This is a genomic window from Microcoleus sp. (assembly GCF_041354475.1).
Classification (GTDB): domain Bacteria; phylum Cyanobacteriota; class Cyanobacteriia; order Cyanobacteriales; family Microcoleaceae; genus Microcoleus.
In genome coordinates, this window is the sequence record NZ_JBGJZU010000047.1 from 1 (window position 1) to 25,323 (window position 25,323).

The following is a 25,323-nucleotide window of genomic DNA, read 5'->3' on the forward strand; positions in this document are numbered from 1 at the left end:
CTTCTGTGTTATCGGAATGAAATGGTTTTCACCGATTGCAATATTCGAGAGTATTGGGACGAGCAAAATTCTTTGATGGTAGATCGCGATCTTAATGCTGCGATTAACCTAAAAAGACTGGGGTTGGACATTTTCCCCAGTATAAAACGCCCTAGTGGGAATCTTTCTATAGTAGGAACTATGGATAACAGTACCATCAAGGAAATCTTACATACCCTTCATCGGGCTGTTAAGAAGCCCACATCATAATCTGTACTCAGATTTGATGTGGGAGTATGTCACCTCCGACTCCCCCTCGATGGGATGCCAAATTATATCAATTCCGGTTGTATCGGAATGATTTAACCGCGAAGGCGCGTTCGGCGAAGCCGTTCCCGTAGGGTAGGACGCGAAGCAAGAGAAGAGAGAGTTTAATACAGGACGATGAAGAGAGGATTTTATATTAGTCCTTTTTTTCGACAAATATTCACGCAGGGTTTCGACTCCGCGGTTCCTGAGCGTAGTCGAAGGGCAACCACCAGGGGTTTTTGCCCCCCCATGCGTAAGTGCTGACTAATATGCTCCCCGCCAATCTCCTAAGATGTAAAATTAGCCAACCAATTGAGCAGGTTCAATTCGTGGAGAATTATTTGTCGGGCTTCCGCAATTTTCTCGATCGCTTCATGCCAATAATCGGGAGTTGCCATCACCTCTCTGATAAATTCTACTCCTGTCTCATCCAGACTGGGAAGCCGCAGAAAACTCCCCGCCGGCAACAATTTATCCGCCGCAGCACCGCCGTAATAAATCGGCAAACACCAAGCTAACAAAGCATCCCAAAGCTTCTCGCTCACATACCAATCGTTTGCTGCATAATTTTCAATAGCTAAGTTGTAATAGTAAGGTGCAACAGCGTGCCATTTATTGTTCACAATGCCCTTACCGCCCGCCCAATGGGGCAGGTTTCGCCCGTAAAGGTCAAAATTTAATTCTTGTGCTTGCAGCAATTTGATAAACTCTAATCGCTGGCGGTGATTGGCACTACGGCTAACACCTGAAGTAATCCAAGAACAGGGTTTAGTTTTAGCGGGTGGAGGCATTTCATCAAGTTCTCGAAATGAGTTGGTGTGATACCAAATTGCGGGCATATAATTTGGGTTTGGTGCGAAGTCGTCTGGCCCGGAAATGTAACCGCAGTAAAGTTTGGCTTGTTCGTAGTTGGCTTTGGTAATTTCAATGACTTCTGGTAATGGTGGCTCGCGAATTAGGTAAATAATGCGTTCTTTGGGGACTCCGCGCAATTTTTCTTGAAGTTGTTGATTTTCGGAATTTGGAGGGGTAGGATGGCGAATTTTGTCCAGCCACGATCGCTTTTTAGGCGCTTGGGGAAAGTCGAATTGATACATGAGTAAAAAGTCTGGTTCTGGATGGTTTGCTAGCATTTGAATGTTTTTCCATTTTCCGAAATTTTCCGGGGTTTGTTGCCACAGCCAGTCGCTTTGGCTCATGGCGGGGTAGGTGGTGATTGTGCCGATGATTTTTGGGTTCATTTTGAATATTATGTCGTTAATACGAACCATCATAGGTTTGTAGTGAGGACTGAACTCCTCTCAGAAGAATGGCTAAAGTCCTTATTTACTAGGAACCAATTTTAAATTATGTAAGTAGTTGCGATCGCACTTGCTCGTCTACATAACTCAAAATTTTCTCAATCCGATTTTCCCAGGAAAATTGCTTGACAAAATCCATAGTTTCTGCATAACCTTCTACCTTCCAGGGATATTTTATTAAACTACTTTGAATGCTTTGTGCAAATTGATAGGGGTTATCGGGTTCGCACCAAGTCGCAGCGATGTTTCCCGATTTAAACTCCCGCAAAGATGGAATCTCTGTCGCCACAATTGGAGTTCCCGATGCCATATAATCAAAGAATTTTAAAGGAGATGTAAATGTCGCAGCTTCTGTCCAACAGTGAGGGTGAGTTAAAACATCAGCGGCTTGTAGCAAGCTAGCAAGTTGATGCTGTGGGAGGTAGCCGAGAAATTTTATGTTGTTAACTTGCTGGGATTTGGCTAATTTTTGGTAGGCTGTTACTTGGGATTCGGTACCACCGGCGATCGCAAATTGAACTCCTGGCAATTCCTCAGCCACATCCACTAACATATCCACACCTTTAAACGGATAAAGTCCCCCTGCATAAACTGCTAAATGCTGTCTGCCATCTGTTAATAGCTGCTGTCGCCAATTCTGGGATGCTGCCGTTTGTCTGGCGAAAAATAAATGATTGAAACCATTGTGCAGCATAATTACTTTTTCTGGTGGCATTCCATTTTGCATCATGCTTTCTCGCACTGTATCGGCAACAGTTACAGCAATTTGAAACAGAGAATTGCGGACAATTTCTGGTTCAAATTTTTTGTTTTCGTGATGATGCTGTTCGTAGATAGCGGGAATTCCATTTTTAATTGCTGCTTTGACAAAGTTCCAGTCGCGGCTGTGGACAATTTGAGTTGATTTCCGCAGGTGGATTGGTAGGTAGTATTTTGATACTATTGTACTCGAACTCGTCCACTTGTTGTCCCAAAGGTCGATGGGCCAAGGCATAGGTAAATCTGCTACTTTTAAGTTTTGTTGAATGTTGTAGATTTTGGCAAGTGTTTCATCGGGTTTTCTAGGTTGAAAAGGATGGAGTAAATCTACTGGATTAAGAGCGCTCCATCCTTTACGGAGATATACTAACACTGCGGGTAAACCGAGATTTGCTGCGGCATTCGCCGAGTGTGCAACTTGAACTAAGCTAGCTACATTCGGTTGTGGCAATATATTGCGGGTGAAGAATACATAATATGGAGACATGGGAATTGGGTATTGGGAATTGGGAATTGGGAATTGGGCATTGGGAATTGGGCATTGGGCATTGGGAATTGGGCATTGGGCATGGGTAATTGTTGACTACTGCCAACTGCCAACTGCCAACTGCCAACTGACTACTTTTGAACAGCCTGACGCCTGATTGTATTTTCAATAAATTCTAAAGTCTCAAAAATATTAGCAGCGGATTGAAAGGATTCTCTGATTAATTCATCCCTTTCTTCGGGAGAATCTACCATTTCATCTAGTAGCAATTTTAGATAAGCTATCATGGGAGTTAGACGAGTGCGAATTTCGTAAGAACCTCTAATTAAAGCTTCGTCGCGAGCAGTTTCTTCTGCAAATTGCATAGAATGTAAGCGAGTGTAGTATCCTCCTTTTGCTAACAAGTCTTTGTGAGAACCAATTTCTACTACTTGTCCCCGATCGATCACAGCGATTTTATGGGCTTTTTGGACTGTGGAGAGGCGGTGGGCAATGACTAACGTGGTGCGATCGTAACTCAATTTCTCGATCGCCTCTTGCACGTACCTTTCCGCCACTGTATCCAGGGAGCTGGTTGCTTCATCTAAAATTAAAATTTCTGGGTTTTGCAGCAGGGCTCTAGCAATGGAAATTCTCTGACGCTGCCCTCCCGATAGGATCAGACCGCGATCGCCAATTTGAGTATCCAATCCCTGTGGCAACTGTTGGATAAACTCGTAAGCATTTGCTCCCTTCGCCGCCTCGACAATTTCTGCTTCTGTTGCTTCTTGCCTAGCATAAGCAATATTATCGCGCACTGAGGCATTAAACAAGAACGTATCTTGACTCACAATTCCCATAGCTTTTCTCAAGCTTTTGACATCAAATTCGCGCAGATCCACGCCATCGATCGAGATACAACCTTCGGTAGGATCGTAAAATCTCGGTAGTAAATCTGCTAAAGTTGATTTACCAGAACCTGAACTGCCTACCAAAGCCAAAGTAGTACCGTGAGGTAGAAATAAATCTATTCCTTGCAGAACTAAGTTTTTATAATTTGGATAACTAAAAGATATTTTATTAAAATGAATTCCCGATCGCAAATGAGTATATGGCACTAACCCATTCCGCATAAATGGCTTGTCATCACATCTTAAAAATTTATTAACAACCTCTACACTAGCCGATGTATTAGCAAATTGACTGCGACCACTATTTAATTGAGAAATCAGAGGTATTAGTCTAAAAAGCACCAACAAATATGTTAGTAGAACCGTAGAAATAGACTCTATTTCATTGACAAATATTGTCCTACCTATAAATATAATTAAAATAATAACCAGCAAATTCACAACTTCGTTGATAGGAGCGATCGCTGCATAGTTTATCTGAGCTGAAAAATCCGCTTGTTCTCGCCTATGAATTAAATTTTTAATCCGGTGATACTCTTTTTCTTCATTCCCCGTTGACTTGACAAGTCTAATTCCAGTGATGGTTTCCAATATCCCCACTGAATAATCTTTAGACATTTCCGATAACAGCGTACCAAATTGTTTAGAACGGTTAATAATATACTGATTTGTCCAAGCAACCAGCCCTAACAAAATCGTAGATGTCAGAGTCATTTTCCAAGATATTGAAAGCAGCAAACCCACAAACACCAAAACAGTAATTGAGGTAGTAAACACCCCGATAGCCGTGCCAATTGCATTAGCGGTTCGACCTACTTCTCCGCCCAATCTATTAATTAAATCCCCTACTTTAGTTTTTGAGTAATAATCCAAATCTACTTCTAATAACAAGCGCAATCCAGCCTCTCGCAAGTCAAAAGTCAAAGCCCGCGTCAGAGAAGTAGCTACTAAAGTATTAGTATAACTAGCAATATTTTTAAATATAATTGTCATAACTATCGCGACGGTCATTAACACCAAACGCTGATTTTGAGGCATTCCTTCAAAGGGATACATCAAAATTTTAATTAAAGGTGGAGCACCCCGCAACTCGACAGCTTCCTGCAAAAAATTCAAAAGAACTGGTACAATCAGAGTAGTGCTGATACCATTGAATAAAGCCCCAGAGAATCCCAGGAACACAGTCAAAAAAATCCTGCCTGGATATCGTCTGGCAAATTTTAGGAGTAGCTTATTTGCAGACATGAAGCATTCCCAGCTAAATAGTACAACATTTCAAAATTTTTTTTAATTACAGCCAGTGTATCTTCCTCCATTCAGTCACTAAAAATTTACCTCGATATACCTGCAATTATATCTGAAAGGATCGGGGCCATTGTTTTAATGCTATATTTTTCTACGCATCTTTCCCTAGCTTTCATTCCTTGCAGATTTGCTTCTGTCAAATTTTGAAATATCCATTGAATTTTCTGGGAAATTTGAGCGGGAGAATTAGGCTCTACTAAATAACCGGTGCCGCCTAAAATTTCAGGAATATCCCCCACTCGCGTAGACAAAACAGGCTTAGCCATTGCCATCCCATCTGTCAACTTGAGCGGAAACTGAGCCACGGCTGTCAAAGTCTCTCGCTGAGGAACAACGACAATATGAGCCGCCGCTACAACTTCAGGCATCCTTTCCACTGGAAATTTTGGCAGTTTAATAATCCAACGCCCCCATTGTTGCATAAGTCGATCGTCATAATCATCATAAGGACTTCCGCCCACAATCGCTAACTTTAAATTAGGCTGATTTAAATGTTCGAGGGCCATCAAAACATCCTCAACGCCTTTATGAGGTCTCGGTGCACCGGGAAACATTAAAATTTTATACCCGGACAACCCGTAACGCCGTCTGCTTAGTTCAGGATGGTATTTAGCCGGATCGAACATTTCAGTATCCTTGCCATTAGGCAAATATACACCACCAAAACGTTGTTTTAAAAACTCCGTATCCACAGTGACAGCATCCGCACGGGAAACTAAACTTTCCATCCACTTAATATACAACGGATGATCTGGTTCTCTCAATTGACCATTTGTTTTTACAATGTCTCGGTAAAGTTGTTTGAAATCAGGGCGATATTTCCATTCGTCTCCGCCGAACCAGCTCAGTTCCCAGTCGTCTATATCTAAAATTATAGGGCGGTGAGTCTCCAGTTTTTTGAGCAATGATAAACCAAAGCTGCTAGGTTTAGGTTTGACTGCATAAATAATATCCCCATCTATTTTTTTCAAAAGTTTGTGAGCGTTCATCACAAAACCCGGATATTTGCTCCCCGGTATCGCATATACCGGGATGCCATGAGGAGGAATTGCATATAATTCCTTACCAAACATAAATCCGACAATTTCTACATCACAGTTAAGCTCAATCAGAACTTGAGCTAACAGAAAAGCACGAATTGCACCCCCTCCTGACAAATCGCTCGCGACTAACGAAACTTTCACTTGGTATCTTTTCAAAAAAGTTGTTTTATTTTGCCATTTAACCGAGATTTTGTCAAGGTTAGCAAAGCAAAAAATACTTTTTTTACTGAAATTCTTGGGTCTGTTAATCCTAGAGCGTCTTTGACTTCTTGTCTTAATTTAGTGGCTTCTGAAGCTGTTCGCAAATAAAGGTATGGATGAATTAAGGCAAGCTGCAAAATGTTAGTTGTATCTGCCTCTTTTTGTAACAGGGGATTAGTTGTTAAATATTCCCGTTTGGCAAATATCAGTATGTTCTGGGCATAGTACCATCGGACTCGCTCGTTTTGCCATATTTTGTTTCTCACGCAGTCAATCGCTACATATCCTTGTGCTTGAAATAGTTTTGCCCAATAGTCAGGCCACTGTTCGTTGATGTGGTTTGTTCCTCCTTGAAATGGTACTGCGGCCGAGAACAAAATTACTGGACCTAACTTCGCTAAAGAGTTTACAAATATCTGGGCGCACTCCGGGGGTATGTGTTCTGCTACTTCTAAGGAAACAACTAAATCAAATTTTTGATCAATAGGTAAAGGCTGACTTAAATCTAAGGTTAAAAATTTGTCAGCCGGAATTTCCAGCATTTTTGGGTCAACCCAATCACCATCTATGCCCAAAATATCTTCAACGCCGAATTCTGTGAATGCTGACAACCAAGTTCCTGTCCCACAACCGACATCAATTACTCGCTGTGGCTGTACAAATTCCCAAATAATCGGAATAATTTCTCTGGCTGATTCTTGGGATGTTTTTTGCAAGTATTTGTAGAATTCTTGAGTATAATGTTGCACAGCAGCTAGATCTATCCTATTTCATTTGTTGTGAATGATGTTTTTTTTAATGAACCGCAGAGGGCGCAGAGGCCGCAGAGTTAAAGAAAGTCTATTTTAAGCGCCAGGGATTGTTAAGTTGATTTGGTAAAAATATTTTAGCAGCGCGATCGACTATTCTAGTAAATAGCGTTCTCGTCACATTCTTCGCGTACTGCGGGCGGTAAGGATAAGTACAGTGCATTACCTTGATCGGCTCGTCAATCCTATAAACTTCTTTCCATTTGTCCAAGTAATTGTAAACAGGCGACAAGGTTTTCATTTTCGGCTTGACAGAGGCAATAGCAGCAGCAAAAGCGCCTTGGTCTTTTAAGAGTAGCACATCTTGATGGGCAATTACCAAATTGAAATATTTCTTAAAATAATTGAATAATTCCTGATTTTTACTGCTGTTGGTAAAGGCGATAAATCCGCCATTATATTGAATGCTATTTTCGTTGAGGGGTAATCCTACGGATTGCAGAGTCGAGAGAATAGGTTGCTTGACTCTTAATAAATTAGCAGCTTTGGCGATCGCCGGCTGAACATCTTCTGTCACCAACAACTCCACCTCATCAAGATAGTCAAAAACTTCATCTATTGGCGACAACAAACAAATATCGGAGTCGAGATAAATAGTTTTCTCAAAAGGAGATACTTGATATAAGCTCAGTTTAGCTTGCCGCGAAGCTAAAACAGGATTTTCGTTCGGCGGTGCTGACTGCAATCTCACATTTCCAAACACCTGAAGTAAGGGATATAAAAATCTAGGGACTTTATCTATTAAAACAATAATTGGTTCGCGGTGAAACTTCCTGACAGATGCCAGAAAATGAATGCAATCTTGAAAAGAATACAAACCAGTTAAAATAGTGATAAAACCCTTAGCTTCTAATTTTTTTGAATTCATGGATTGATTTAAGCACTTTGGCATTTTAATTATATACTTATACCATTATAAAAAGAGTAGCTATTTTTCGACCTCTTCCCCTCACGTTACCGCTTTCTAGAATTAACAGGGACTGGAGATGGGTAGCAGCTTACCTCAGTGCGTCCACTCCCAAAAACTCTCGCTCCAGTTATCTCGATAATGGAAAATTCCTTGCCATTCATAAAAATGCACAAAATCCTTCAAATTAATTGTTTGACTGATATCTCTCATCATGTAAAGAGGTTTTTCGCCGTAAAACGAAGCCCACATAGTATAACTGCTAGGTGGCCCGACAATATAGTCACACTCTGCCAAAGCATACATATCTTCGATGAAATGACCCTTGGCAAAAACGCAGTTAAAATTATCAAATAAACTAGGTTCTTGGTGAAGATTAGAGCAAATCAAAAATTTTATTTGCTTAGTTGCAAATAGTTTTACTACTGAAGTCATGACTTCTAAATATTGCTCAGTTTTGTAAAAGTATCTCCCTTTTTGGTGTTGTTCGTAATCGCCTTGACGAATATGAACTCCGATGATTATATCCGCGTTATTTTTTACATTCAATATCAAACTATCTACATTAATTTTATATGGCTGTAAGGGTGCAAAGTAGGCTCGAATTGGGTCAGCGTACTTGTGTAATTTTGGCAAATCTTCTACAAACCAGCCATCTCGAAATAGCCAGCCTTCAAAACAAATAGTAGAATTGTACTTGAGTGTGTCTGAATCCTGATGATTCACCCAATTAAAAGGTTTTTCTCTGGTTATTTCTTGCGTCTTCCATATTTTTTTATTGTTTAAATACTTAATTATTTTATAATATTTATTTCTGATGAATTTGTTGCCTGGTAAGGCAAAATATGGAGGAGGATAACAAGATAAAAAATCGCGGGCTGTACCCACAAAAAATTCTGCATATTCCTCAAAAGCCGGATTGAGGACTGTTAAATTATGCTCGATCGCCACAGCGATGAAATTAGCAAAAAGTAGCAGTCTGTTCCCAAGTTGTCCCGATTTAGCAGATATGATTAGCATACTACTGAAACCCCTGATAAATCTCGCTTGTAGTAGATGGGGAGGGTAGGCACGCACCATCCACTACGCCTACAAAATCATCATTTTCTGGTAGGGCCTACCCAACGCCTGAGAATGAAATCGCCGTGCCCCAAGGGTAAAAAAAAGGGGGAGTTGGAGAGATTTTTTCCCCGATTATTTAAGTAATGCTTGCCTAGGAGTGGCGTTTTTTGTGCCATTCCCAAGCATGGGATATAATATCCTTAATATGTGGATATTCAGGAGACCAACCTAGTGTTTTAATGGCTTTCTCGCTGCTACCAACTAAAGCAGGAGGGTCTCCCGGACGTCGATCGCACTCAACAGTCTTAATCTCTTTTCCAGTCACTTCCCTCGCAGCTTCTATCACCTCTTTTACGGAAAAACCGCCGCCGTTGCCTAAATTAAAGACATCGGATTTTCCACCATTTAACAAATATTCTAATCCTAAAAGATGAGCAGATGCTAAATCGTTAACATGAATGTAATCTCGAATGCAAGTACCGTCAGGAGTATCATAATCTGTACCAAAAATTGAAATAGAATCTCGCTTGTCCAAAGCAGTCAGCAACACTAGGGGAATCAGGTGAGTTTCTGGGTTGTGATCCTCTCCCAACAACCCACTCGGATCGGCACCGGCAGCATTAAAATAGCGGAAACAAACAGACTTAAAATTGTAAGCAGTATCAAAATCTGATAAAATCTGTTCTACCATTAACTTAGTAGTACCGTAGGGGTTGATCGGATGCTGTGGGTGGTCTTCTGTGAGGGGAATTTTCTGCGGTACTCCGTAAGTGGCGCAGGTAGAAGAAAATACAATTTTTTTCACTCCAGCAGCTATCATGGCTTCTAAAAGAGTAATAGTACCGATGACATTGTTACGGTAATATTTAGCTGGGTCAGTCACGGACTCGCCCACATAAGCATAGGCAGAAAAGTGCATGACGGCAGCAATATTGTGAGTGGCAAATATTTTGTCTAGTAGGGCGCGATCGTTGGTATCTCCTACCACCAATTCAACCTTTAATACCTGGTCTACTAAATCACTATGACCGTAAACTAAATTATCCAAAATTAACACGTTGTAACCTGCGTGTTTTAGTGCCAAGACGGCGTGAGAGCCAATATATCCAGCTCCCCCGGTCACTAAAATAGTTCCTTGGTCTACACTCATTTTTTTCTCCCTTTTTTGTTTTACTACCTGTGTTGATTATATGATGAATTTACAACAAGTTCAATCAATAAACTTGAGGCGACCAATTTGAATGTAATCAAATATTCGATTTATTTGATATCGTTCGTCTTCGGAAATTTTCTCGTTGGACAGGATGGCAGAAGTTAGAATTAAATGTTCCCGGCGGGCAATCTTGCCCGATGCTAAAATGCGATCGACCATTTGAGTGAGTGTTAAGTTTGATTTGTTCTGAGATGTTCGCATATTGTTATCAAGGAAGAAGGAAGAAGGAAGAAGGAAGAAGTTACCCCCCCAACCCCCCCCAAGGGGGGAAATTCAGGAAGAGGGAATAAGCAAGGAAAAGATTAACTATTCCGATGCCGGATGCTTCAACTACGCACTTAGACTAAGCTCAGCACAAGCTAAGCAAAAGTGCAGGATGCCTGATGCCCTATGCCCAAGACTAACTAATTTATTGGAGAAACGCTATATGCAAGTTTATCGACTTCCCGTACTGTCGGATAATTACATTTTTTTGCTGCACGATCGCGATCGCAATCTAGCCGCAGTCATCGATCCAGCCCAAGCCAACCCGGTCTTGCGGCAACTCGAAGCACTGGGAGCCGAATTAACCAAAATTTTGATTACCCACCACCACAACGACCATATAGGTGGCAACCAGGAACTGATCGATCGCTTCCCCCAAGTTAAAGTCTACGGTGGCGCAGAAGACAGGGGCAGAATTCCGGGACAGCAAATCTTTTTACAAGGGGGCGATCGAGTTTCTTTCGCAGACAGAACCGCCTCTATCTTATTTCTACCCGGACACACAAAAGCCCACATCGCCTACTATTTCCCGCCCAACCACCCAGCCGAAACCGGGGAATTGTTCTGCGGTGACACCCTATTTGGCGGAGGCTGTGGCCGACTCAAAGAAGGTACTCCCAGTCAGATGGTAGGTTCCCTGGAACAACTGCGAAACCTGCCAGACAATACTAGAGTCTGGTGTGCCCACGAATATACCCTCAATAATCTGCAATTTGCCCTGACTGTAGATAGTGACAATCTAGAGTTACAGAAGCGTTTCGCCGAAGTCAAGGCCGCCCGCAGCCGTAATCAAGCCACGATACCATCATCGATCGCACTAGAAAAAAGTACCAACCCATTTTTGCGCTGGGATCATCCTAGTCTTCAATCAGCCACCCAAAGCCAGGATTCCGTGCAAACCTTCGCGCGCTTGCGCGGTATGAAAGAGCGATTTTGAGTATGGAAGTCCTGTTTGCTTTTTCCTTACTGCTTGCGATCGCCACTCAAACTTCGGTATTATAGAATGTTCGAGTTAAAAACCACTAGCAAAGATCATGGCCAAGCGCGTCCAATTAGTTTTAAATAAAGATGTCAGCAAGCTCGGTAAAGCTGGCGACGTCGTAGAAGTAGCCCCCGGTTACGCCCGCAACTACCTAGTACCCCAAGGCATGGGATTTCGGGCCACTCCGGGCATTCTCAAGCAAGCAGAACGTCGCAGAGAAACAGAAAGACTCCGCCAGCTAGAGCTCAAGCAGCAAGCTGAAGTCCGCAAAACAGCGCTGGAAGCAGCAGGTCCCTTCATCATCTCCAAGCAAGTCGGCGAAGGAAACGCTATTTTTGGTACTGTCACCAACCAAGAAGTAGCAGAACTGATTTTCAACTCTACCAGTCAAGAAGTCGATCGCCGTGGCATCTCCCTGCCGGAAATTCGGGAAACTGGTACTTATAAAGCTGAAATCAAATTACACGCAGAAGTTGCCGCTGAAGTTGAAATTCAAGTTATTCCTATGTAATTGGGTATTGGGTATTGGGGATTGGGCAACCCCCCCCAAGGGGGGATGGCATTGGGCATTGGCAGCCCCAAGCTAGTAACGGATAACCCATTGCCAATTCCCAATTCCCAATTCCCCATTCCCAATTCCCAATTCCCCATAACTAATGAGCGACTTGATGCCAACAAATGTAGAGGCAGAAGAAGCAATTCTGGGCGGGATTTTAATTGACCCCGAAGCTATTTCCCGAATTGCTGAACTTTTGCGTCCTGATTTTTTTGCCATCAGCGCTCATCAAGTCATTTATCGATCGGCTTTAGACTTGTTTTTTCAAGGTCAGCCTACGGATTTAATGACTGTTACTACTCGATTAGCCGATCGCAATCAGTTAGAACAAATAGGAGGACAAAGCAAACTAGCACAATTAGTCGATCGCACCGTTTCTGCTGTCAACATCGATCAATATGCCGTCTTAGTAGAAGACAAATACCAGCGACGGAAATTAATCGAAGCCGGTAACAACATCGTACAATTAGGTTACGAGACAGCGACACCTTTAGAAACAGTTTTAGACCGCGCTGAACAACAGATTTTTAGCATAACTCAAGAACGTCCCCAACAAGATTTAGTATCCATCGGCGAAACCCTAAATCAGACATTTCAAGACCTCGAAAATCGGAATGAAGGACTCACACTTCCCGGTATTCCCTGCGGTTTTTATGACTTAGATGCTATGACAGGAGGCTTTCAGCGATCGGATTTAATCATCGTTGCTGGGCGCCCGGCCATGGGCAAAACAGCCTTTTGTACCAACATCGCCCACCACATCGCCGCCGGGCCACAAAAATTGCCGGTTGCCATTTTTAGCCTAGAAATGTCAAAAGAACAGCTAGTGCAGCGCATTTTGTCCGGTGAAGCTAGAATAGAAAGTAATCGATTGCGATCGGGCAGAATTAGTCAAAACGAATGGGAACCCATCAGTACAGCTATTGGCCGCCTCTCAGAATTGCCAATGTTTATTGATGACACTCCTAATATTACAGTGACAGAAATTCGCTCAAAAGCCCGTCGCCTTCAAGCAGAACAAGGCGGAACCCTAGGATTAATCCTGCTAGATTACTTACAATTAATGGAAGGTAGCAGCGACAATCGCGTCCAAGAACTATCTCGAATTACCAGAAGCCTCAAAGGTTTAGCCCGCGAACTAGCTGTACCAATTATTGCTTTATCTCAGTTGAGTCGAGGTGTAGAAGCGCGGACAAACAAGCGGCCGATGATGTCTGATTTGAGAGAAAGTGGAAGTATCGAACAAGACGCCGATTTAGTAATTATGTTGTACCGTGATGAATATTATAATCCAGATACCCCCGATCGCGGCATTGCAGAAGTCATTATTACCAAACACAGAAACGGCCCTACAGGTGTGATTAAATTATTATTCGATGGTCAGGTAACAAAATTCTTAAATCTGCAAGCAAGACGAAGTTAATCGCAACATATAGCAGTCCTAAATGAGTCGTAAAGTTTTTTACCCCACCCCAACCCTCCCCTTATTAAGGGGAGGGAGTAAGAAATTCACAAATGATTTAGGATTGCTATATCCATGTTTGTAATATCCTTGACCGTTGCATGGTCATGATTGAACCACAGAGAACACAGAGAACACAGAGAGAGCGGAGAGAAATGAATAATTCCGATGAAGATAGGAATTGATATAAACTCTTTGTGCAATAGGCATCTTCCCTGTTCATAACCTAGGTAAAAGCTCTAAATTCAAGAAACCCGGTTACTAAAAAAAACCGGGTTTCTCAACAGCGTAAAAAAAAGTTTTACGTTTAATTAGATTCCGCTACTTAACCAGAAATCTTCAACAATTCCACATCAAAAATTAGTGTGGCATTGGGAGGAATCACCCCACCAGCACCACGAGCACCGTAACCCAAATCGGGAGGAATAATCAACTGGCGTCGGTCTCCAACTTTCATTGTACCCACACCTTCATCCCAACCCTTAATCACTTGACCGACACCAATTTTGAACTGGAAAGGAGAATTGCGATCGCGCGAACTATCAAATTTCGTGCCATCCTCCAAAGTGCCAGTATAGTGCACCACAACCGTCTGACCATTTTTGGGAGTCGCCCCGTTACCCTCTTTTAATTCAACATATTTCAAACCTGAATCTGTGGTGACAATCTGCTCAGTTTTCTCAGTATTTTCAGTCATCTTATTTCCATCGTTAGTAGGTGATACATTCGGTAAAGTAGCATCAGCTACTAGGAGACTATTTTCATTTAAAGACTGCTCAGACAATATCTCAATCGCAGTCTGGGGTAAAGAACTCTTCACTTCGGCGGCTATGGCTTTTTCCCCAGAACCGCTAAATTGAGCGACTATCAAAAACAAAACACAAACCAGCATTACTCCCAAGCTGACTAGAACTCCTTGCAAAATTAATCCTCCTTACATTCAAGAATTATTTCTCGAAACCAGCTCAAAACCCAAAAATCTTTCCGCTGCAAAAAGACGGCGGATGCAAACTCATACTTCTGTCGGAAGTATGAATTCCGAAGGCAGAAAGTTGTTAATTCTACTTTCTACCTTTGTGAGCATTCTACCTTGGGGCGATCGTCCTATCACAGGATAGCAGGGAACAGCCCCACCACACCAAACTCAACGCCAGTGACGATTTTCTAAATCCCTCACCTGACGTTCGAGTCGATCGAGCCTACCACGCAACTCATCCATTTCCGACTGTCGTGGCACACCCATATCTTGCAGCATATTCCGCATTTGCCGCTGCAACTGCGTCTCCCAATTCCCCTGCTCGGACTTAAGGTGCTCCGTCATGTCCTCCACAAAGGTTTGAGCTTGCTCAGGATTGATTTTGCCATCTTTAACCCATTGCTCGCTGACTTCCTGCAATTTCTCAGCCACCAGGGAGGTAGTACCAATGCCCAACATCACCAGTTGTTTGAGTAAGTTATTATTGTTATCCATAGATTTTTCCTACTGTTTGCCTCAAAAGATGCGATCGACTCAAGTCACCTGCCAAAGCTGCGAAACCATTATTGACATACTCCCCAGCTATCAAGGCGAGGGGATTCTAAGCTCAGCCAGCAATTGCAGGCTGAGCCTGTCTAACATTGCCTAACTTAGCGGTCGATGCCCCAACCGCGTAAACTTAAAGTTACATCAGCGCTGACCTACCTTTCTATTTTGGAGCATCCCAGCCCCTGCTGGCGAGTCTAATCCACCCATGGGCGTGCGGAAAACCCCCTAATCTACCTACCTGTAACCTATCCCATCACCAGCAACGTCAATGCCAGATTGCCCTCGCTGTCACCTACCTGTGGACACCCAAGCCATCACCTGTGGACACTGCAAAACCCCTCTCAAAGCTTTCGGACATCCCGGTATCCCCCTTTATCGATCGAAACCCCAAGAATTTTTATGTACCACCTGTACATACCACGAAGACGACACCTGCAACTATCCCCAGCGTCCCTTCGCCCAAGAGTGCACCCTTTATCACAACAAGGCGCAACCAATCGTACCCCAGGCGACCCCTGACATCAGCGGTGGCTGGCAAAGAGCGGCCAAAAATTGGTGTCAGCGACATCAAGTTTGGTTAGCTTTATTAGCTTTAATTGTGATTAGTATTGCTCTCTCAATTTAACACTTCCAGTCCTAGACGCGATCGAGCAGAACAACCCGGTTTCTGGTTCTCATCTTCACTCAAAAATCACGCAATTACCTGAAGAAACCGGGCTTTTGCGTCCAGGACTATCTTCTTTTAGCTTTAACCAGCCATCACCTAGGAGATAAACTAATGCGTACACAACTTAAAAAAATCATCTATGAAATTTTAGAAATTTCCAGCAGCACTAATTTATACAGCTTAGCAGATGATATTATTATTCAATTTTTAATAGTTTTAAATATCACCGCTTTTATTGCTTCAACTTCCCCTGTCTTTTCTATAGAATACAAAAAAATATTTGAAGATATCGAAATAGTCTCATCTTTAGTATTTTCCCTAGAATATATTTTGAGAATGTGGGTATGTACTGTTGACAGTAAATACAGCCACCCCTTTTGGGGAAGAATCAAATATGCTCTCACACCCCTGAGCATTATCGACTTTGTTTCGATTTTACCCTTTTATTTATTGTTGTTATTTCCCAAATTAAGTTTTGTTTATTTAATTAGCCTCCTCCGTTTATTACGCTTAATCAAAATCAGCAGATACTCGGAGTCTGTGCGAACCTTGGGAATAGTATTAGATGCTAAAAAAGAAGAACTATTCGCCACCGCTTTTGCCGTATTTATATTATTGATTTTTGCATCTAGTCTGATGTATTTTGTGGAATCATCAGCCCAGCCTCAATCTTTTGGGAGCATCCCAGATGCAATGTGGTGGGGAGTCGTGACTCTAACTACTGTCGGTTACGGTGATATTTATCCGATCACTCCTATCGGCAGATTTTTAGGCTCAATGTTAGCATTTTTGGGGATTGGAATTTTTGCTTTGCCTGCGGGGATAATTTCTTCGGGTTTTTCCGAGGAAGTGCAAAAGAGAAAGCAGCAAAAAATTACTGAAAATTTAGAGCAATCTGCCAATTTTAAATCGGTAGAAATGCCGGGGGGGAGCGAGGTGAGTTTTGAGCAGAAACTCCCAGCCATCGCACTTAATATCGAAAATTCATCCGCATTGATGAAACTTTGTGTCGATCGCACTAAACAGAATTTGGGAACAGCTTTTGAAAGTGAAGAAATTATTCGGGATTTAGCTGTTCATTTGTATAATGAAACCTGTCGCAAATTCGAGCTTTAACAGGACTTACGCTCATGACTAATTACCAATCTGGCGGCAAATTGTAATATTCGAGAGTCGATCGATCTTTGAGCAATTCTTGAGTTTGCTCATCGATGCGAATCTGACCCTCAGCCAAAATTAACGCCCTTTGAGTCGTCTTCCCAATCCAGTTTAAATCGTGGGAAGCGATCAAAATAACATCGATCGGCAATTGCGACAAAACCTTAGCCAAATGTCTACGCCAGGATGGATCTAGTCCATTGGTCGGCTCATCTAAGATTAAAATTGCCGGCTCTAATGCTAAAATTGCCGCTAGCGCCGCCAACCTTCTTTGACCCCCAGAAAGCTCGTGGGCTGAACGATGGGCAAATTCTACCAAACCAAATTCATCTAATAGAGCTAAAGCTCGATCGCGCGCCAGTCCCGCTGATACCCCATAATTGCGTGGCCCGAACATGACATCCTCTAAAATAGTTGGCATAAATAGCTGATCGTTGGCATCTTGAAAGCAAAATCCAATCTGTCGGCGTACTTTCGATAAATTACCTTCTTCCAGTTTTGTTCCCTGCACTCTAATCTCCCCAGATAGAGGCATTTTTAAGCCAATTAAATTTTCTAGCAAAGTGCTTTTTCCAGCGCCGGTTAAACCTAGTAGGGCAACTCTTTCTCCCGGTTGCAAGGTGAAGGAAATTCCTTGCAATACTGGTTTTTGCTGTGGATATCCAAAGACTAAGTTTTCTACTTGGATGGTTGGTGTCACTTTGAGATTAGTCAATTTTTATTTGCCTCAATTTTAAGATTAGGAGTTTTTAACCACAGAGGGCGCAGAGGGCGCAGAGAGAGGATTGGAGAAGGGAGAAGGGAGAAGGCAAAGGGTACAAAGTTAAAATATTGATGCACGAATTAATCTCTTCCCTATTCTCGATTCCTAATTACAAATTACCATAAGAAGCTAGGGTTAATCCAGTGGCGGTTAAAATTGTTACTGTCAGCCATAGTCGCTCTTTTGGTGTTGATTTTGAGTCGGCTGGTAAGGTTCCTTGATAGCCACGAATTAGCATGGCTGCGTGGACTCTTTCTGCGCGATCGAGACTTCGCAAATAAAGCGCTCCGATCATCGATGCACTAGCGTAGCGCAGCCATCCACCCGTACCCGATAAGCCTCGTAGTTGGGCCGCTCTTTTCATGCTGTTGACTTCCGCTAGCAAGATTTCTAAGTATTGCCCTGCTAATAGCACAATTTCTTGTAAGCCGGCTGGTAGTGGCAATCCTTTCAGGGCTATTCCCAAACTGTGGGGTGGCAAAGTTAGCAGAAAACTGTTCATAATTAGCAGACAAATCAGGGAACGTACCAGCAGAAAACTCGCACGTTCCCAACCTTGGGGTAGCACTAATAAGGAGAGAAAAATTAATTCTGCTCCTAATAGTTGGACTAAGGTTCGCAGAGGCGCTTTCAGCCACAAAGACCAAAAAAGTGCGATCGCCCCATAAATGCCCAGCCACAGCCAAGCCCCTGTCTTCATAAAACCAAGGCCAATCACAATTGTTAGAGACAGTCGCAGTCGAAAAGGTATCGATAGTTTAGACATCTTTCGGTTTAATTAACTGAACAATCCCAAAGGCCGCGCCGAAACTGACAGCAGAGCCTAAAAGTCCAGCAATGCTAGTACCGATAGGCTGTTCTTCTAATCCTTTAACTGTGTAATCTGCTAAGGGAGTAGGATTTTCAATTGCCACAGATTCTTTCTCTTTAAAACCGTATTTTTCCGCTACCGATTCTAACCCGTCAGGCCAACTGGAAGCAAACAGCGACAGTACGCCGCTAATTAATAAAACCCCAATTACTGGCACTAACCATTTCTGCAATTGTGGCTGTTGTCCTGGTAACAAATCTGGTCTTACTTTAACCAGATAAGTTAAAACACTGGCTGTAATTATCCCTTCACCAATCCCAATTAAAATATGAACTCCTACCATTGCTGGCAATGCGATATTAAGTGATACTGTTCCAGAAATTGCCAATTGGATTGCCACGCAAATCGAAGCCGCAACAACGCTGAGGCTGGCTGCAATCCCCGCAGCTAGCGGCAAACGATTTCGGGAACCTCCCAAAAGTCGCTGCAATGGCTGCAACAGCCACCAGCCCACCCAAATTCCGACTAGCCCCATATTAAAAATATTGGCTCCCAGGGCGGTGATACCCCCATCGGCAAATAAAACACTCTGAATGATAAAAACCGTACTCATTGCCAGAGTTGCCGCCCAAGGGTTCCCCAAAACCACAGATGCTAGGGCACCTCCCAACAAGTGTCCGCTGGTGCCGCCTGCTACGGGAAAGTTGATCATCTGGGCTGCAAACACGAAAGCAGTAGTTAAACCCATGATTGGGGCTTGTCGCAGCCCAAGACTTTCGCGGGTTCGATTCAGGGCAACGGCGATTACTGCTGCACTTGCTATGCCGGTGGCAATGGCTACCGGCGGTGAAAGAAAGCCATCAGGTATGTGCATCGATGTATCCTAAACGGGAGAACTCTCAACCCTTTAGTCAACTATTTTTTACAAAAATTTACAACCCCCTCTAGGGGCATTTCTGGGGGCGATCGCTCTGGGTATGGGGGATGGGCGATCGACTATTTCCCATAGATTCGGGCTTTACAGCCAGAGGATCGAGGATTTTACCTTCAAATTAAATAATTCTGAAGAATTAACTGAGCAAGGGCTCAAAACACACCATCACCAGGTCTCTTATTTTTCCATAAGCCGCGATTCTCAGGCGATCGAGCTCCCAAAAGAGCGATCGCCGATTTGTCAATTATTCCCATCTCCAATCTCCCCTCGTTTTACGGACTCAACAGCAAAATCTAGCCCTAGTCGAAGCTCTGACATAAATATTAAGAAAATATAAAGAAAAAACTGAAACCTCCTAATTAGTTTTATGCTCAATTATTGAGAATAGATAGCATTAAGTTATTAGCACTAACAAAAGCAGCAAAATAGCTAAATACCTAGTTAAAGCAAGATTATGGGCTATTCCTGACCTCAAAAGCCAAATATTCTGGGTACTAGGTCTGAAGCGAGCAATAATTTAGCAGTTGTCGATCGGGCTAATGGGCGATCGGCTCTGGTAATATAGGTTTTTTTATCAAAAGACTCTCGCTACTAATGCAAATATTCTCAAATAACTTCCTGCATCATCCCAACTCAAGGAGACCCAGCAGTGGTACAACACTCAAAACAAGACTCAACTACAGATTTAGCTACATCGGAATTTCCCAGACAACTAGATATTGCTCAAGTTTCCATCTACGGGCTGAGCTTTTTATCCGCTGGTTTATTTCTGTTTTTACCCCTAGTTAACCTATTGCATCCGAGCCCTTGGCAGCGGTGGATGGGTACAATTCACGGCATGGGTGCAATGTTTGCATTAGTGGTGATGGTTTATACCGGACATTTGGCATTTCCATTGTTGCGAGGGGCCGGTAAAATCTTGCCACAAATGCGAACCTTAGCCTTTTGGTCAACTATTTTGAGTTTTTTGGCCATTGCTACTGGTAATTGGGCTTATATGCGTTATCGAGCTGGCGCAGATTTTGGCGGAGCTAGCGATTGGCTGAAATCAAACTCGCCTTTAGGGCAGTACATTTTGGCGGAATACCACGAACTTAGCCCGCTCTTTACATTGCCACTGGCAGTAGCTTGTACCTGGATTTTGTGGAACTATGGCGACTCAATTTTAGAGAAGAGAAATCGCCCAGTATTAACAGCTACTTGTGTAGCTTTGATGGCAATCATGTTTTTTGCAATGGGCGGCATAGTGAGCGGACTTGGTATTGCTAAACTTCGCGCTTTATAGTGAGTTTTTAGTTTGATTAACTAATGACTAATGACGAATAAATAAATCTAGGAAATACCTGAAATGAGTCGAAAATTATACAGCGAAAAATTGGCTGCAACTGAACCTATTTACGGCAAAATATGGAGTTATTTCAAAAAATTTCCCAAGAGTTTAGCTGAGGGAGCCGAAACTCCGCCTAGCGATTCTGGCCCTGCTGCTGCCGCATTAATTAGTGCTGGAATTGGCTGTTTTACAATGATGGTGACTCACCACTTGTCAGAGACATCTAAATCCATAGAAACAATTGTTTGGAATCTCGGCACTTGGATTCCCGGAAGCAAGACTGGTGACGAAATGTGGGGCAATATCGGCAGTTATAGCGGCAAAGAAACTATGTTGCTTGTCGGTTGGCTTGTCAGTTGGCTAATACTTCATTCGCTCTGGAAGAATCAGAATATTAAAAGCCGTACCATATTTTTCTGGATGTTTGCTTTGTTAGTCGCAGCCACAGCTATGTGTTGGCATCCTCTATTCCCCTATTTGCCCTTAACTTAAGTAATGCGAGGTTTGATGATGGAAACAAAAAATAAGCCGCTCCCAGCCAGGGAGATGCACAAAATAGTTTGGATTAGTATGGGAGTTTTGACTCTTTTCTTTGTGACTTATCCCATCGCCATGTGGCGCGTTAGCCAAAAAGAAAAGTTTCTCAGTTCCCACGTCAAGTCTTTGACAATTGAGGTAAAAAAACCTTCTGATACAGCAACAGATGTTACGACTGTTGCTAATAAGTCTTCTGAAACGGCTATTGCAAGTAGCCCTACAGATAAGACTGTCCAAGCTTTACCTGTGTCAGCGGGTAAGCAGGATGTTCAGGCGGTGGAGGTCACTAATCAGACAGCAGAAATTACCGATCGCACTAAACTAGATGAATTAGCTCTAAAAGTCTACGATCGCATAAATCAGACTTGGAAAACTAGCCCCACGTTCACTCAAAATCTAGTCTATCGAGTCAGTGCAAGTCAAGACGGGGCGATCGGCAATTTCGAGCCACTCAACCAGCCTGCCAAGGATTTTACCCAAGAAACTCCCCTACCAAATCTGCTCACAGCTTCCGAAACTACCAGTAGCAATAGCCCCGCACCAGTCGCGAAGTTGACAGTGGTATTCACTCCTACTGGAACCTTAGAAGTTAACCCGTAACTCACCTAAAACATTTATCCAGTAAGGTACTTATGGCGCACCTTAATTTAAAATTCACATTTAAATGTGATATTATAAATTGCGCCCTGTAAAGCATTCTACATCTTAAACAACAAATGAAAGAACTCGACGAGAAAAAAACCCAAGAACTGCTATGCACCATCATGGAATGGGAACTAGCAGGAGTAGTACGCTACACCCACTACGCACTAATGGTGACAGGGCCAAACCGGATTCCCATCGTGCAGTTTTTTCAAGCACAAGCAACCGAATCCCTACTCCACGCCCAACAAGCCGGAGAAATTTTAACAGGTTTAGATGGACATCCCAGCCAGAAAATTGCTCCCATCGAAGAAACCTACAAACATTCGATAAGAGACTTGTTGGAAGAAAGTTTAAATCACGAAAAAAAAGCTCTCAAAAAGTATAAAACCTTACTTGAAGTCGTCACAGACTCCAGCGTTTACTTGGAAGAATATGCCCGCACTCTGATTGGACAAGAAGAATTGCACCAAGTAGAACTCAAAAAAATGCTAAGGGATTATAGTTGACAGTTGACAGTTGACAGTTGACAGTTGTAGTTGTAGGGTGTGTAGCCTCAAAAATCCCTCAAAAAAATCAATCGACAATTGATGAGCGACGCACCTTACCATTAGTGATTAGTCCTTAGTTACTCCCAAACCACCTTAAGAATACCTACTTCTTCGCGTCCTACCCTACGGGAACCCCTGCGGGGAACGCGCCTTCGCGGTTCAATAACAAAAGTTGCTAAAGACTAAAGACTAACTACAAATTAGCAGTTATCAAAAAAATGAACTTTACTGAAGCCATCCCAACCTTTGTAATCACCCTCCGCGAAGGCGTAGAAGCCGCCTTAGTCGTCGGCATAGTCCTAGCTTGCTTAAAAAAAGCCGACAAAACTAATCTCAATTCTTGGGTTTATGCAGGTATCGCAGCCGGCATTGCAGCTAGCGCTGGTGTGGGTGCATTATTCAATCAGTTACTCTATATACTCTCAACATCAAATCAGCCTTACGCACCAGTAATTAAGCAACTACTCGAAGGTGGTCTGGGAATTGTCGCCATAGTAATGCTAAGCTGGATGCTAATTTGGATGACTCAGCAAGCCCGCTTTCTTAAAGCAGAAGTGGAAGGAGCAGTAACAGCAGCTTTGACAGAAAATGCTAAGGCTGGCTGGGGCGTATTCGGCTTGATTTTTATCGCCGTACTTCGCGAAGGTTTTGAAACAGTTATATTTGTCAGCGCTCAATTTCAACAAGGTTTAACTCCGGCTTTAGGTGCTTTGGGCGGTTTGCTTGGGGCGGCAATCATAGGCGCGCTAATTTTCCAGTGGGGTGTCAAAATTCAACTGGGCCAGTTTTTCAAATTTATGGGAATCTTATTATTGCTAATCGTCGCCGGTTTAGCAGTATCAGCACTCAAACATTTTGACTCCTCTGCTGCCCTTTTGTCCCAGACAGATATCAATTATGCAGGGATTTGTGTTTTTTTCGATCGCACTGCACAACTCCACTCCTGTATTTTAGGTCCGATGCTGTGGAATGCAGAGGCAGTTTTGCCCGATCGCAAATTTCCTGGAATTGTACTCAAAGCACTATTCGGATACAGAGATCGACTTTATCTAGTCCAAGGGCTCGGTTATGCTATGTTCTTAGTCATCGTCGGCAGTCTTTACTTCCAAAAATTAGGCAGCAAGCCCAATGTTGCCAGCAAAAATACTAAGTCTGCTACAGAACAAGCAAGCTAATTACGCCTAACTTCCTCACACCAGCGGTTGCTATACCACCAATCAAACCTTGTCTGAATCGCCCTTAATTCCACCATTCCCAGAACCCGATCGCCCAAATATCCCTCACTGGCTACACTGGCTAGATACCTGTCCCAGTACCAACACGATCGCCATCGCCCGCGCAGCCCAACTCAACCACGGAGATGTCGTATTCACCAAACGACAAACCAGTGGTAGAGGCCAACACGGGCGCACATGGCACGCCCCAACCGGTGTTTTGACTGCCAGTTTTGTACTCGACAACCTCAACACTAATCTGTTACCTGGGCTCAGTTTAGCCGTCGGTTTAGCCGTGATTTATGCGATCGAAGATTTAGTTCCCGACTGTCGCACTCTGCTGCGCCTGAAATGGCCAAACGACATTTGGATCGATCGCCGCAAATTAGCCGGAATTCTCTGCGAAGCCACTTCTAGCAATGTTTGGGCCACAACTCGCGCCGTAGTCGGCATCGGCATCAACCTGTGTGTAGACTTCGATCTCCGCGGACTTGATGCCAGCGCGATCGGCAATGCAGTAAGCTTGCATTCTATAGCTAGCCAAGTGCCAGATGAACTGTGTTTGCTCGATCGACTGCGACACTATCTCCTGGAACTCGCCCATATGTTTCACAAAAATGACAAACCAGCCGGAAAATCCGGTTTAGCCAGACTGTTGCCAGAATTACAGCACCGTGATGCACTTTTTGGTTGCCCAGTGGCGATGGAACTTTCCGACAAAACCATCTACGGACAAGCCGCCGGCATTGACGAAGGTGGTCGTTTGCGATTGCGTTTAGAAGGCGATCGAATACAGGCCTTTAGTTCCGGGCGAGTTCGATTAAAAAGTTGACAGTTGACAGTTGACAGTTGACGGTTGACGGTTCACTAATGACTACTGACTACTGACTAACTACTAACTACTGACTACTAACTACTGACTACTAACTACTGACTACTAACTACTGACTACTAACTACTAACTACTAACTACTAACTACTAACTAATGACTACTAACTACTGACTACTAACTACTGACTACTGACTACTGACTACTGACTAATGACTACTGACTAATGACTGCGTTAATCTCTTGACAAAATCTCTAATCCATGCGAACCTTCACCCAAAAATCCACCCGTCCTTTCCACCCTGAACACACATATCCTTGCCCAGTTTGTCGCACTGGCGAAATTTCTCCCATGCCCATGATGGAAGCCCTAGCTTGCAACTTCTGTCAACACATTTTCACTGGCAACGAAGAAAGACAAATGCTCAAAATGGCCGATCGATCACCACCAGTAACTTGGCACTGGAACGGCAAACAGTGGATCGGAGCCCACCTCGAAGGCGTAGAATTCGGATGGCCCTACTTAGCAGCAGCACTAGGTCTAATTTTCCTGCCCACTACCTTGCTAGGGCTCTGTGCTTACTATTTTCCCCCGGTTCCCGGCAGCCGACTGTCGTGGTTGCCCGCAGCTTGGACAGGGCTAGCATTTTTGTCCCATTTAGGAATTGTCCTGTGGTTGGTAGGTGAATTTTATCAATTCCCCTTGGTGACATACTTCAGGGCTTGGTGGCGACGGATTCAGCGATTGTAGATTGGGGATTTGAGAAAAAGTTCAAATCTGTACTTAAGCAGCTATAATCATTGACTATTCTAAATATTCAGATGCAAACGC

At 43.2% G+C, this 25,323-nt stretch carries 26 protein-coding genes and 1 pseudogene; 13 read left to right on the forward strand and 14 right to left on the reverse strand.

Translation table 11 applies throughout. The features are described 5' to 3' along the window. A pseudogene (locus ACBR23_RS17675) lies at window positions 1–249 on the forward strand (RNA-guided endonuclease TnpB family protein); the annotation flags it as partial. 326 nt (window positions 250–575) lie between these two features. Here the strand turns inward: ACBR23_RS17675 and ACBR23_RS17680 are convergent. The 9 genes from ACBR23_RS17680 to ACBR23_RS17720 form a co-directional block, all read right to left on the reverse strand. Then, on the reverse strand, window positions 576–1,529 hold the full coding sequence (locus tag ACBR23_RS17680; protein WP_371120019.1) for a glycosyltransferase family 10 domain-containing protein: 954 nt from the start codon (window positions 1,527–1,529) through the stop codon (window positions 576–578). A 106-nt stretch (window positions 1,530–1,635) separates the two neighbouring features. Continuing rightward, the gene (locus ACBR23_RS17685; RefSeq protein ID WP_371120020.1) at window positions 1,636–2,835 is read right to left on the reverse strand and encodes a glycosyltransferase family 4 protein; all 1,200 of its coding nucleotides are present in this window, start codon (window positions 2,833–2,835) and stop codon (window positions 1,636–1,638) included. Between the two features lie 131 nt (window positions 2,836–2,966). Next, window positions 2,967–4,970: an ABC transporter ATP-binding protein gene (locus tag ACBR23_RS17690; RefSeq protein WP_371115707.1), complete on the reverse strand. Its 2,004-nt coding sequence runs from the start codon at window positions 4,968–4,970 to the stop codon at window positions 2,967–2,969. 86 nt (window positions 4,971–5,056) lie between these two features. After that, a complete protein-coding gene (locus ACBR23_RS17695; protein ID WP_371120021.1) occupies window positions 5,057–6,214 on the reverse strand; it encodes a glycosyltransferase family 4 protein in 1,158 nt (385 codons plus the stop codon). An 11-nt stretch (window positions 6,215–6,225) separates the two neighbouring features. Then, window positions 6,226–7,023, reverse strand: coding sequence for a class I SAM-dependent methyltransferase (locus ACBR23_RS17700; protein WP_371115709.1), 798 nt, complete (start codon window positions 7,021–7,023; stop codon window positions 6,226–6,228). Window positions 7,024–7,114: 91 nt separating this feature from the next. Further along, entirely contained in the window at window positions 7,115–7,951 is an 837-nt protein-coding gene (locus tag ACBR23_RS17705; RefSeq protein WP_371120022.1) for a hypothetical protein, read from the reverse strand. Window positions 7,952–8,086: 135 nt separating this feature from the next. Continuing rightward, window positions 8,087–9,010: a hypothetical protein gene (locus tag ACBR23_RS17710; protein WP_371120023.1), complete on the reverse strand. Its 924-nt coding sequence runs from the start codon at window positions 9,008–9,010 to the stop codon at window positions 8,087–8,089. Window positions 9,011–9,203: 193 nt separating this feature from the next. After that, window positions 9,204–10,202, reverse strand: a complete 999-nt coding sequence (gene galE / locus ACBR23_RS17715) for a UDP-glucose 4-epimerase GalE (RefSeq protein WP_371115712.1) — start codon at window positions 10,200–10,202, stop codon at window positions 9,204–9,206. A gap of 60 nt (window positions 10,203–10,262) precedes the next feature. After that, window positions 10,263–10,466, reverse strand: coding sequence for a hypothetical protein (locus ACBR23_RS17720; protein ID WP_341739160.1), 204 nt, complete (start codon window positions 10,464–10,466; stop codon window positions 10,263–10,265). Between the two features lie 226 nt (window positions 10,467–10,692). On the opposite strand from ACBR23_RS17720, the gene gloB reads away from it, so the two are divergent. The 3 genes from gloB (at window position 10,693) to dnaB (ending at window position 13,490) form a co-directional block, all read left to right on the forward strand. Beyond that, window positions 10,693–11,466 (forward strand): hydroxyacylglutathione hydrolase, encoded by a 774-nt coding sequence (gloB, locus tag ACBR23_RS17725; RefSeq protein WP_371120024.1) that lies wholly within the window; start codon window positions 10,693–10,695, stop codon window positions 11,464–11,466. A gap of 97 nt (window positions 11,467–11,563) precedes the next feature. Next, window positions 11,564–12,022, forward strand: a complete 459-nt coding sequence (rplI, locus tag ACBR23_RS17730) for a 50S ribosomal protein L9 (protein ID WP_341731197.1) — start codon at window positions 11,564–11,566, stop codon at window positions 12,020–12,022. A gap of 145 nt (window positions 12,023–12,167) precedes the next feature. Beyond that, complete coding sequence (gene dnaB, locus ACBR23_RS17735; protein WP_371120025.1) at window positions 12,168–13,490, forward strand: replicative DNA helicase; 1,323 nt, start codon at window positions 12,168–12,170, stop codon at window positions 13,488–13,490. A gap of 364 nt (window positions 13,491–13,854) precedes the next feature. On the opposite strand, the gene ACBR23_RS17740 is transcribed toward dnaB, so the two are convergent. After that, window positions 13,855–14,451, reverse strand: coding sequence for an FKBP-type peptidyl-prolyl cis-trans isomerase (locus ACBR23_RS17740; RefSeq protein ID WP_371115714.1), 597 nt, complete (start codon window positions 14,449–14,451; stop codon window positions 13,855–13,857). 222 nt (window positions 14,452–14,673) lie between these two features. After that, on the reverse strand, window positions 14,674–15,000 hold the full coding sequence (locus ACBR23_RS17745; protein WP_340549796.1) for a phasin family protein: 327 nt from the start codon (window positions 14,998–15,000) through the stop codon (window positions 14,674–14,676). 322 nt (window positions 15,001–15,322) lie between these two features. Between ACBR23_RS17745 and ACBR23_RS17750 the strand changes: the two genes are divergently transcribed. Together ACBR23_RS17750 and ACBR23_RS17755 are read left to right on the forward strand one after the other, a co-directional pair. Next, the gene (locus ACBR23_RS17750; protein WP_340517344.1) at window positions 15,323–15,679 is read left to right on the forward strand and encodes a zinc ribbon domain-containing protein; all 357 of its coding nucleotides are present in this window, start codon (window positions 15,323–15,325) and stop codon (window positions 15,677–15,679) included. Between the two features lie 153 nt (window positions 15,680–15,832). Then, a complete protein-coding gene (locus ACBR23_RS17755) occupies window positions 15,833–16,837 on the forward strand; it encodes an ion transporter (protein WP_371120026.1) in 1,005 nt (334 codons plus the stop codon). A gap of 22 nt (window positions 16,838–16,859) precedes the next feature. Here ACBR23_RS17755 and ACBR23_RS17760 read toward each other — a convergent pair whose 3' ends face one another. The 3 genes from ACBR23_RS17760 to ACBR23_RS17770 form a co-directional block, all read right to left on the reverse strand. Then, complete coding sequence (locus tag ACBR23_RS17760; protein ID WP_371120027.1) at window positions 16,860–17,594, reverse strand: energy-coupling factor ABC transporter ATP-binding protein; 735 nt, start codon at window positions 17,592–17,594, stop codon at window positions 16,860–16,862. 157 nt (window positions 17,595–17,751) lie between these two features. Further along, entirely contained in the window at window positions 17,752–18,408 is a 657-nt protein-coding gene (locus tag ACBR23_RS17765) for an energy-coupling factor transporter transmembrane protein EcfT (RefSeq protein ID WP_371120028.1), read from the reverse strand. Next, window positions 18,401–19,327 (reverse strand): energy-coupling factor ABC transporter permease, encoded by a 927-nt coding sequence (locus tag ACBR23_RS17770; RefSeq protein ID WP_371120029.1) that lies wholly within the window; start codon window positions 19,325–19,327, stop codon window positions 18,401–18,403. Before ACBR23_RS17770 ends, ACBR23_RS17765 begins: the two co-directional genes overlap by 8 nt. A gap of 709 nt (window positions 19,328–20,036) precedes the next feature. Between ACBR23_RS17770 and ACBR23_RS17775 the strand changes: the two genes are divergently transcribed. The 7 genes from ACBR23_RS17775 (at window position 20,037) to ACBR23_RS17805 (ending at window position 25,242) form a co-directional block, all read left to right on the forward strand. Next, window positions 20,037–20,672 carry a hypothetical protein gene (locus tag ACBR23_RS17775; RefSeq protein WP_371115719.1) on the forward strand — a complete coding sequence of 212 codons (636 nt, stop codon included), beginning with the start codon at window positions 20,037–20,039 and terminating at the stop codon, window positions 20,670–20,672. 63 nt (window positions 20,673–20,735) lie between these two features. Further along, entirely contained in the window at window positions 20,736–21,209 is a 474-nt protein-coding gene (locus tag ACBR23_RS17780) for a hypothetical protein (RefSeq protein WP_371115720.1), read from the forward strand. A 15-nt stretch (window positions 21,210–21,224) separates the two neighbouring features. Next, window positions 21,225–21,854: a hypothetical protein gene (locus ACBR23_RS17785; protein WP_371115721.1), complete on the forward strand. Its 630-nt coding sequence runs from the start codon at window positions 21,225–21,227 to the stop codon at window positions 21,852–21,854. Window positions 21,855–21,970: 116 nt separating this feature from the next. Then, window positions 21,971–22,405 (forward strand): ferritin-like domain-containing protein, encoded by a 435-nt coding sequence (locus ACBR23_RS17790; protein ID WP_341739171.1) that lies wholly within the window; start codon window positions 21,971–21,973, stop codon window positions 22,403–22,405. A 260-nt stretch (window positions 22,406–22,665) separates the two neighbouring features. Continuing rightward, window positions 22,666–23,622, forward strand: coding sequence for an FTR1 family protein (locus tag ACBR23_RS17795; protein ID WP_371120030.1), 957 nt, complete (start codon window positions 22,666–22,668; stop codon window positions 23,620–23,622). 49 nt (window positions 23,623–23,671) lie between these two features. Beyond that, on the forward strand, window positions 23,672–24,493 hold the full coding sequence (locus ACBR23_RS17800; RefSeq protein WP_371115723.1) for a biotin--[acetyl-CoA-carboxylase] ligase: 822 nt from the start codon (window positions 23,672–23,674) through the stop codon (window positions 24,491–24,493). Between the two features lie 260 nt (window positions 24,494–24,753). Continuing rightward, a complete protein-coding gene (locus ACBR23_RS17805; protein ID WP_371115724.1) occupies window positions 24,754–25,242 on the forward strand; it encodes a hypothetical protein in 489 nt (162 codons plus the stop codon). The last annotated feature ends 81 nt before the right edge of the window (window positions 25,243–25,323 follow it).

What these genes read in the sequence shown, in the direction of transcription:
- ACBR23_RS17680 (WP_371120019.1), bottom strand. Translation starts at nt 1,529, where the DNA reads ATGAACCCAAAAATCATCGGCACAATCACCACCTACCCCGCCATGAGC.
- ACBR23_RS17685 (WP_371120020.1), bottom strand. Translation starts at nt 2,835, where the DNA reads ATGTCTCCATATTATGTATTCTTCACCCGCAATATATTGCCACAACCG.
- ACBR23_RS17690 (WP_371115707.1), bottom strand. Translation starts at nt 4,970, where the DNA reads ATGTCTGCAAATAAGCTACTCCTAAAATTTGCCAGACGATATCCAGGC.
- ACBR23_RS17705 (WP_371120022.1), bottom strand. Translation starts at nt 7,951, where the DNA reads ATGAATTCAAAAAAATTAGAAGCTAAGGGTTTTATCACTATTTTAACT.
- ACBR23_RS17710 (WP_371120023.1), bottom strand. Translation starts at nt 9,010, where the DNA reads ATGCTAATCATATCTGCTAAATCGGGACAACTTGGGAACAGACTGCTA.
- galE (WP_371115712.1), bottom strand. Translation starts at nt 10,202, where the DNA reads ATGAGTGTAGACCAAGGAACTATTTTAGTGACCGGGGGAGCTGGATAT.
- ACBR23_RS17720 (WP_341739160.1), bottom strand. Translation starts at nt 10,466, where the DNA reads ATGCGAACATCTCAGAACAAATCAAACTTAACACTCACTCAAATGGTC.
- gloB (WP_371120024.1), top strand. Translation starts at nt 10,693, where the DNA reads ATGCAAGTTTATCGACTTCCCGTACTGTCGGATAATTACATTTTTTTG.
- rplI (WP_341731197.1), top strand. Translation starts at nt 11,564, where the DNA reads ATGGCCAAGCGCGTCCAATTAGTTTTAAATAAAGATGTCAGCAAGCTC.
- dnaB (WP_371120025.1), top strand. Translation starts at nt 12,168, where the DNA reads ATGAGCGACTTGATGCCAACAAATGTAGAGGCAGAAGAAGCAATTCTG.
- ACBR23_RS17745 (WP_340549796.1), bottom strand. Translation starts at nt 15,000, where the DNA reads ATGGATAACAATAATAACTTACTCAAACAACTGGTGATGTTGGGCATT.
- ACBR23_RS17750 (WP_340517344.1), top strand. Translation starts at nt 15,323, where the DNA reads ATGCCAGATTGCCCTCGCTGTCACCTACCTGTGGACACCCAAGCCATC.
- ACBR23_RS17755 (WP_371120026.1), top strand. Translation starts at nt 15,833, where the DNA reads ATGCGTACACAACTTAAAAAAATCATCTATGAAATTTTAGAAATTTCC.
- ACBR23_RS17765 (WP_371120028.1), bottom strand. Translation starts at nt 18,408, where the DNA reads ATGTCTAAACTATCGATACCTTTTCGACTGCGACTGTCTCTAACAATT.
- ACBR23_RS17770 (WP_371120029.1), bottom strand. Translation starts at nt 19,327, where the DNA reads ATGCACATACCTGATGGCTTTCTTTCACCGCCGGTAGCCATTGCCACC.
- ACBR23_RS17780 (WP_371115720.1), top strand. Translation starts at nt 20,736, where the DNA reads ATGAGTCGAAAATTATACAGCGAAAAATTGGCTGCAACTGAACCTATT.
- ACBR23_RS17785 (WP_371115721.1), top strand. Translation starts at nt 21,225, where the DNA reads ATGATGGAAACAAAAAATAAGCCGCTCCCAGCCAGGGAGATGCACAAA.
- ACBR23_RS17790 (WP_341739171.1), top strand. Translation starts at nt 21,971, where the DNA reads ATGAAAGAACTCGACGAGAAAAAAACCCAAGAACTGCTATGCACCATC.
- ACBR23_RS17795 (WP_371120030.1), top strand. Translation starts at nt 22,666, where the DNA reads ATGAACTTTACTGAAGCCATCCCAACCTTTGTAATCACCCTCCGCGAA.
- ACBR23_RS17805 (WP_371115724.1), top strand. Translation starts at nt 24,754, where the DNA reads ATGCGAACCTTCACCCAAAAATCCACCCGTCCTTTCCACCCTGAACAC.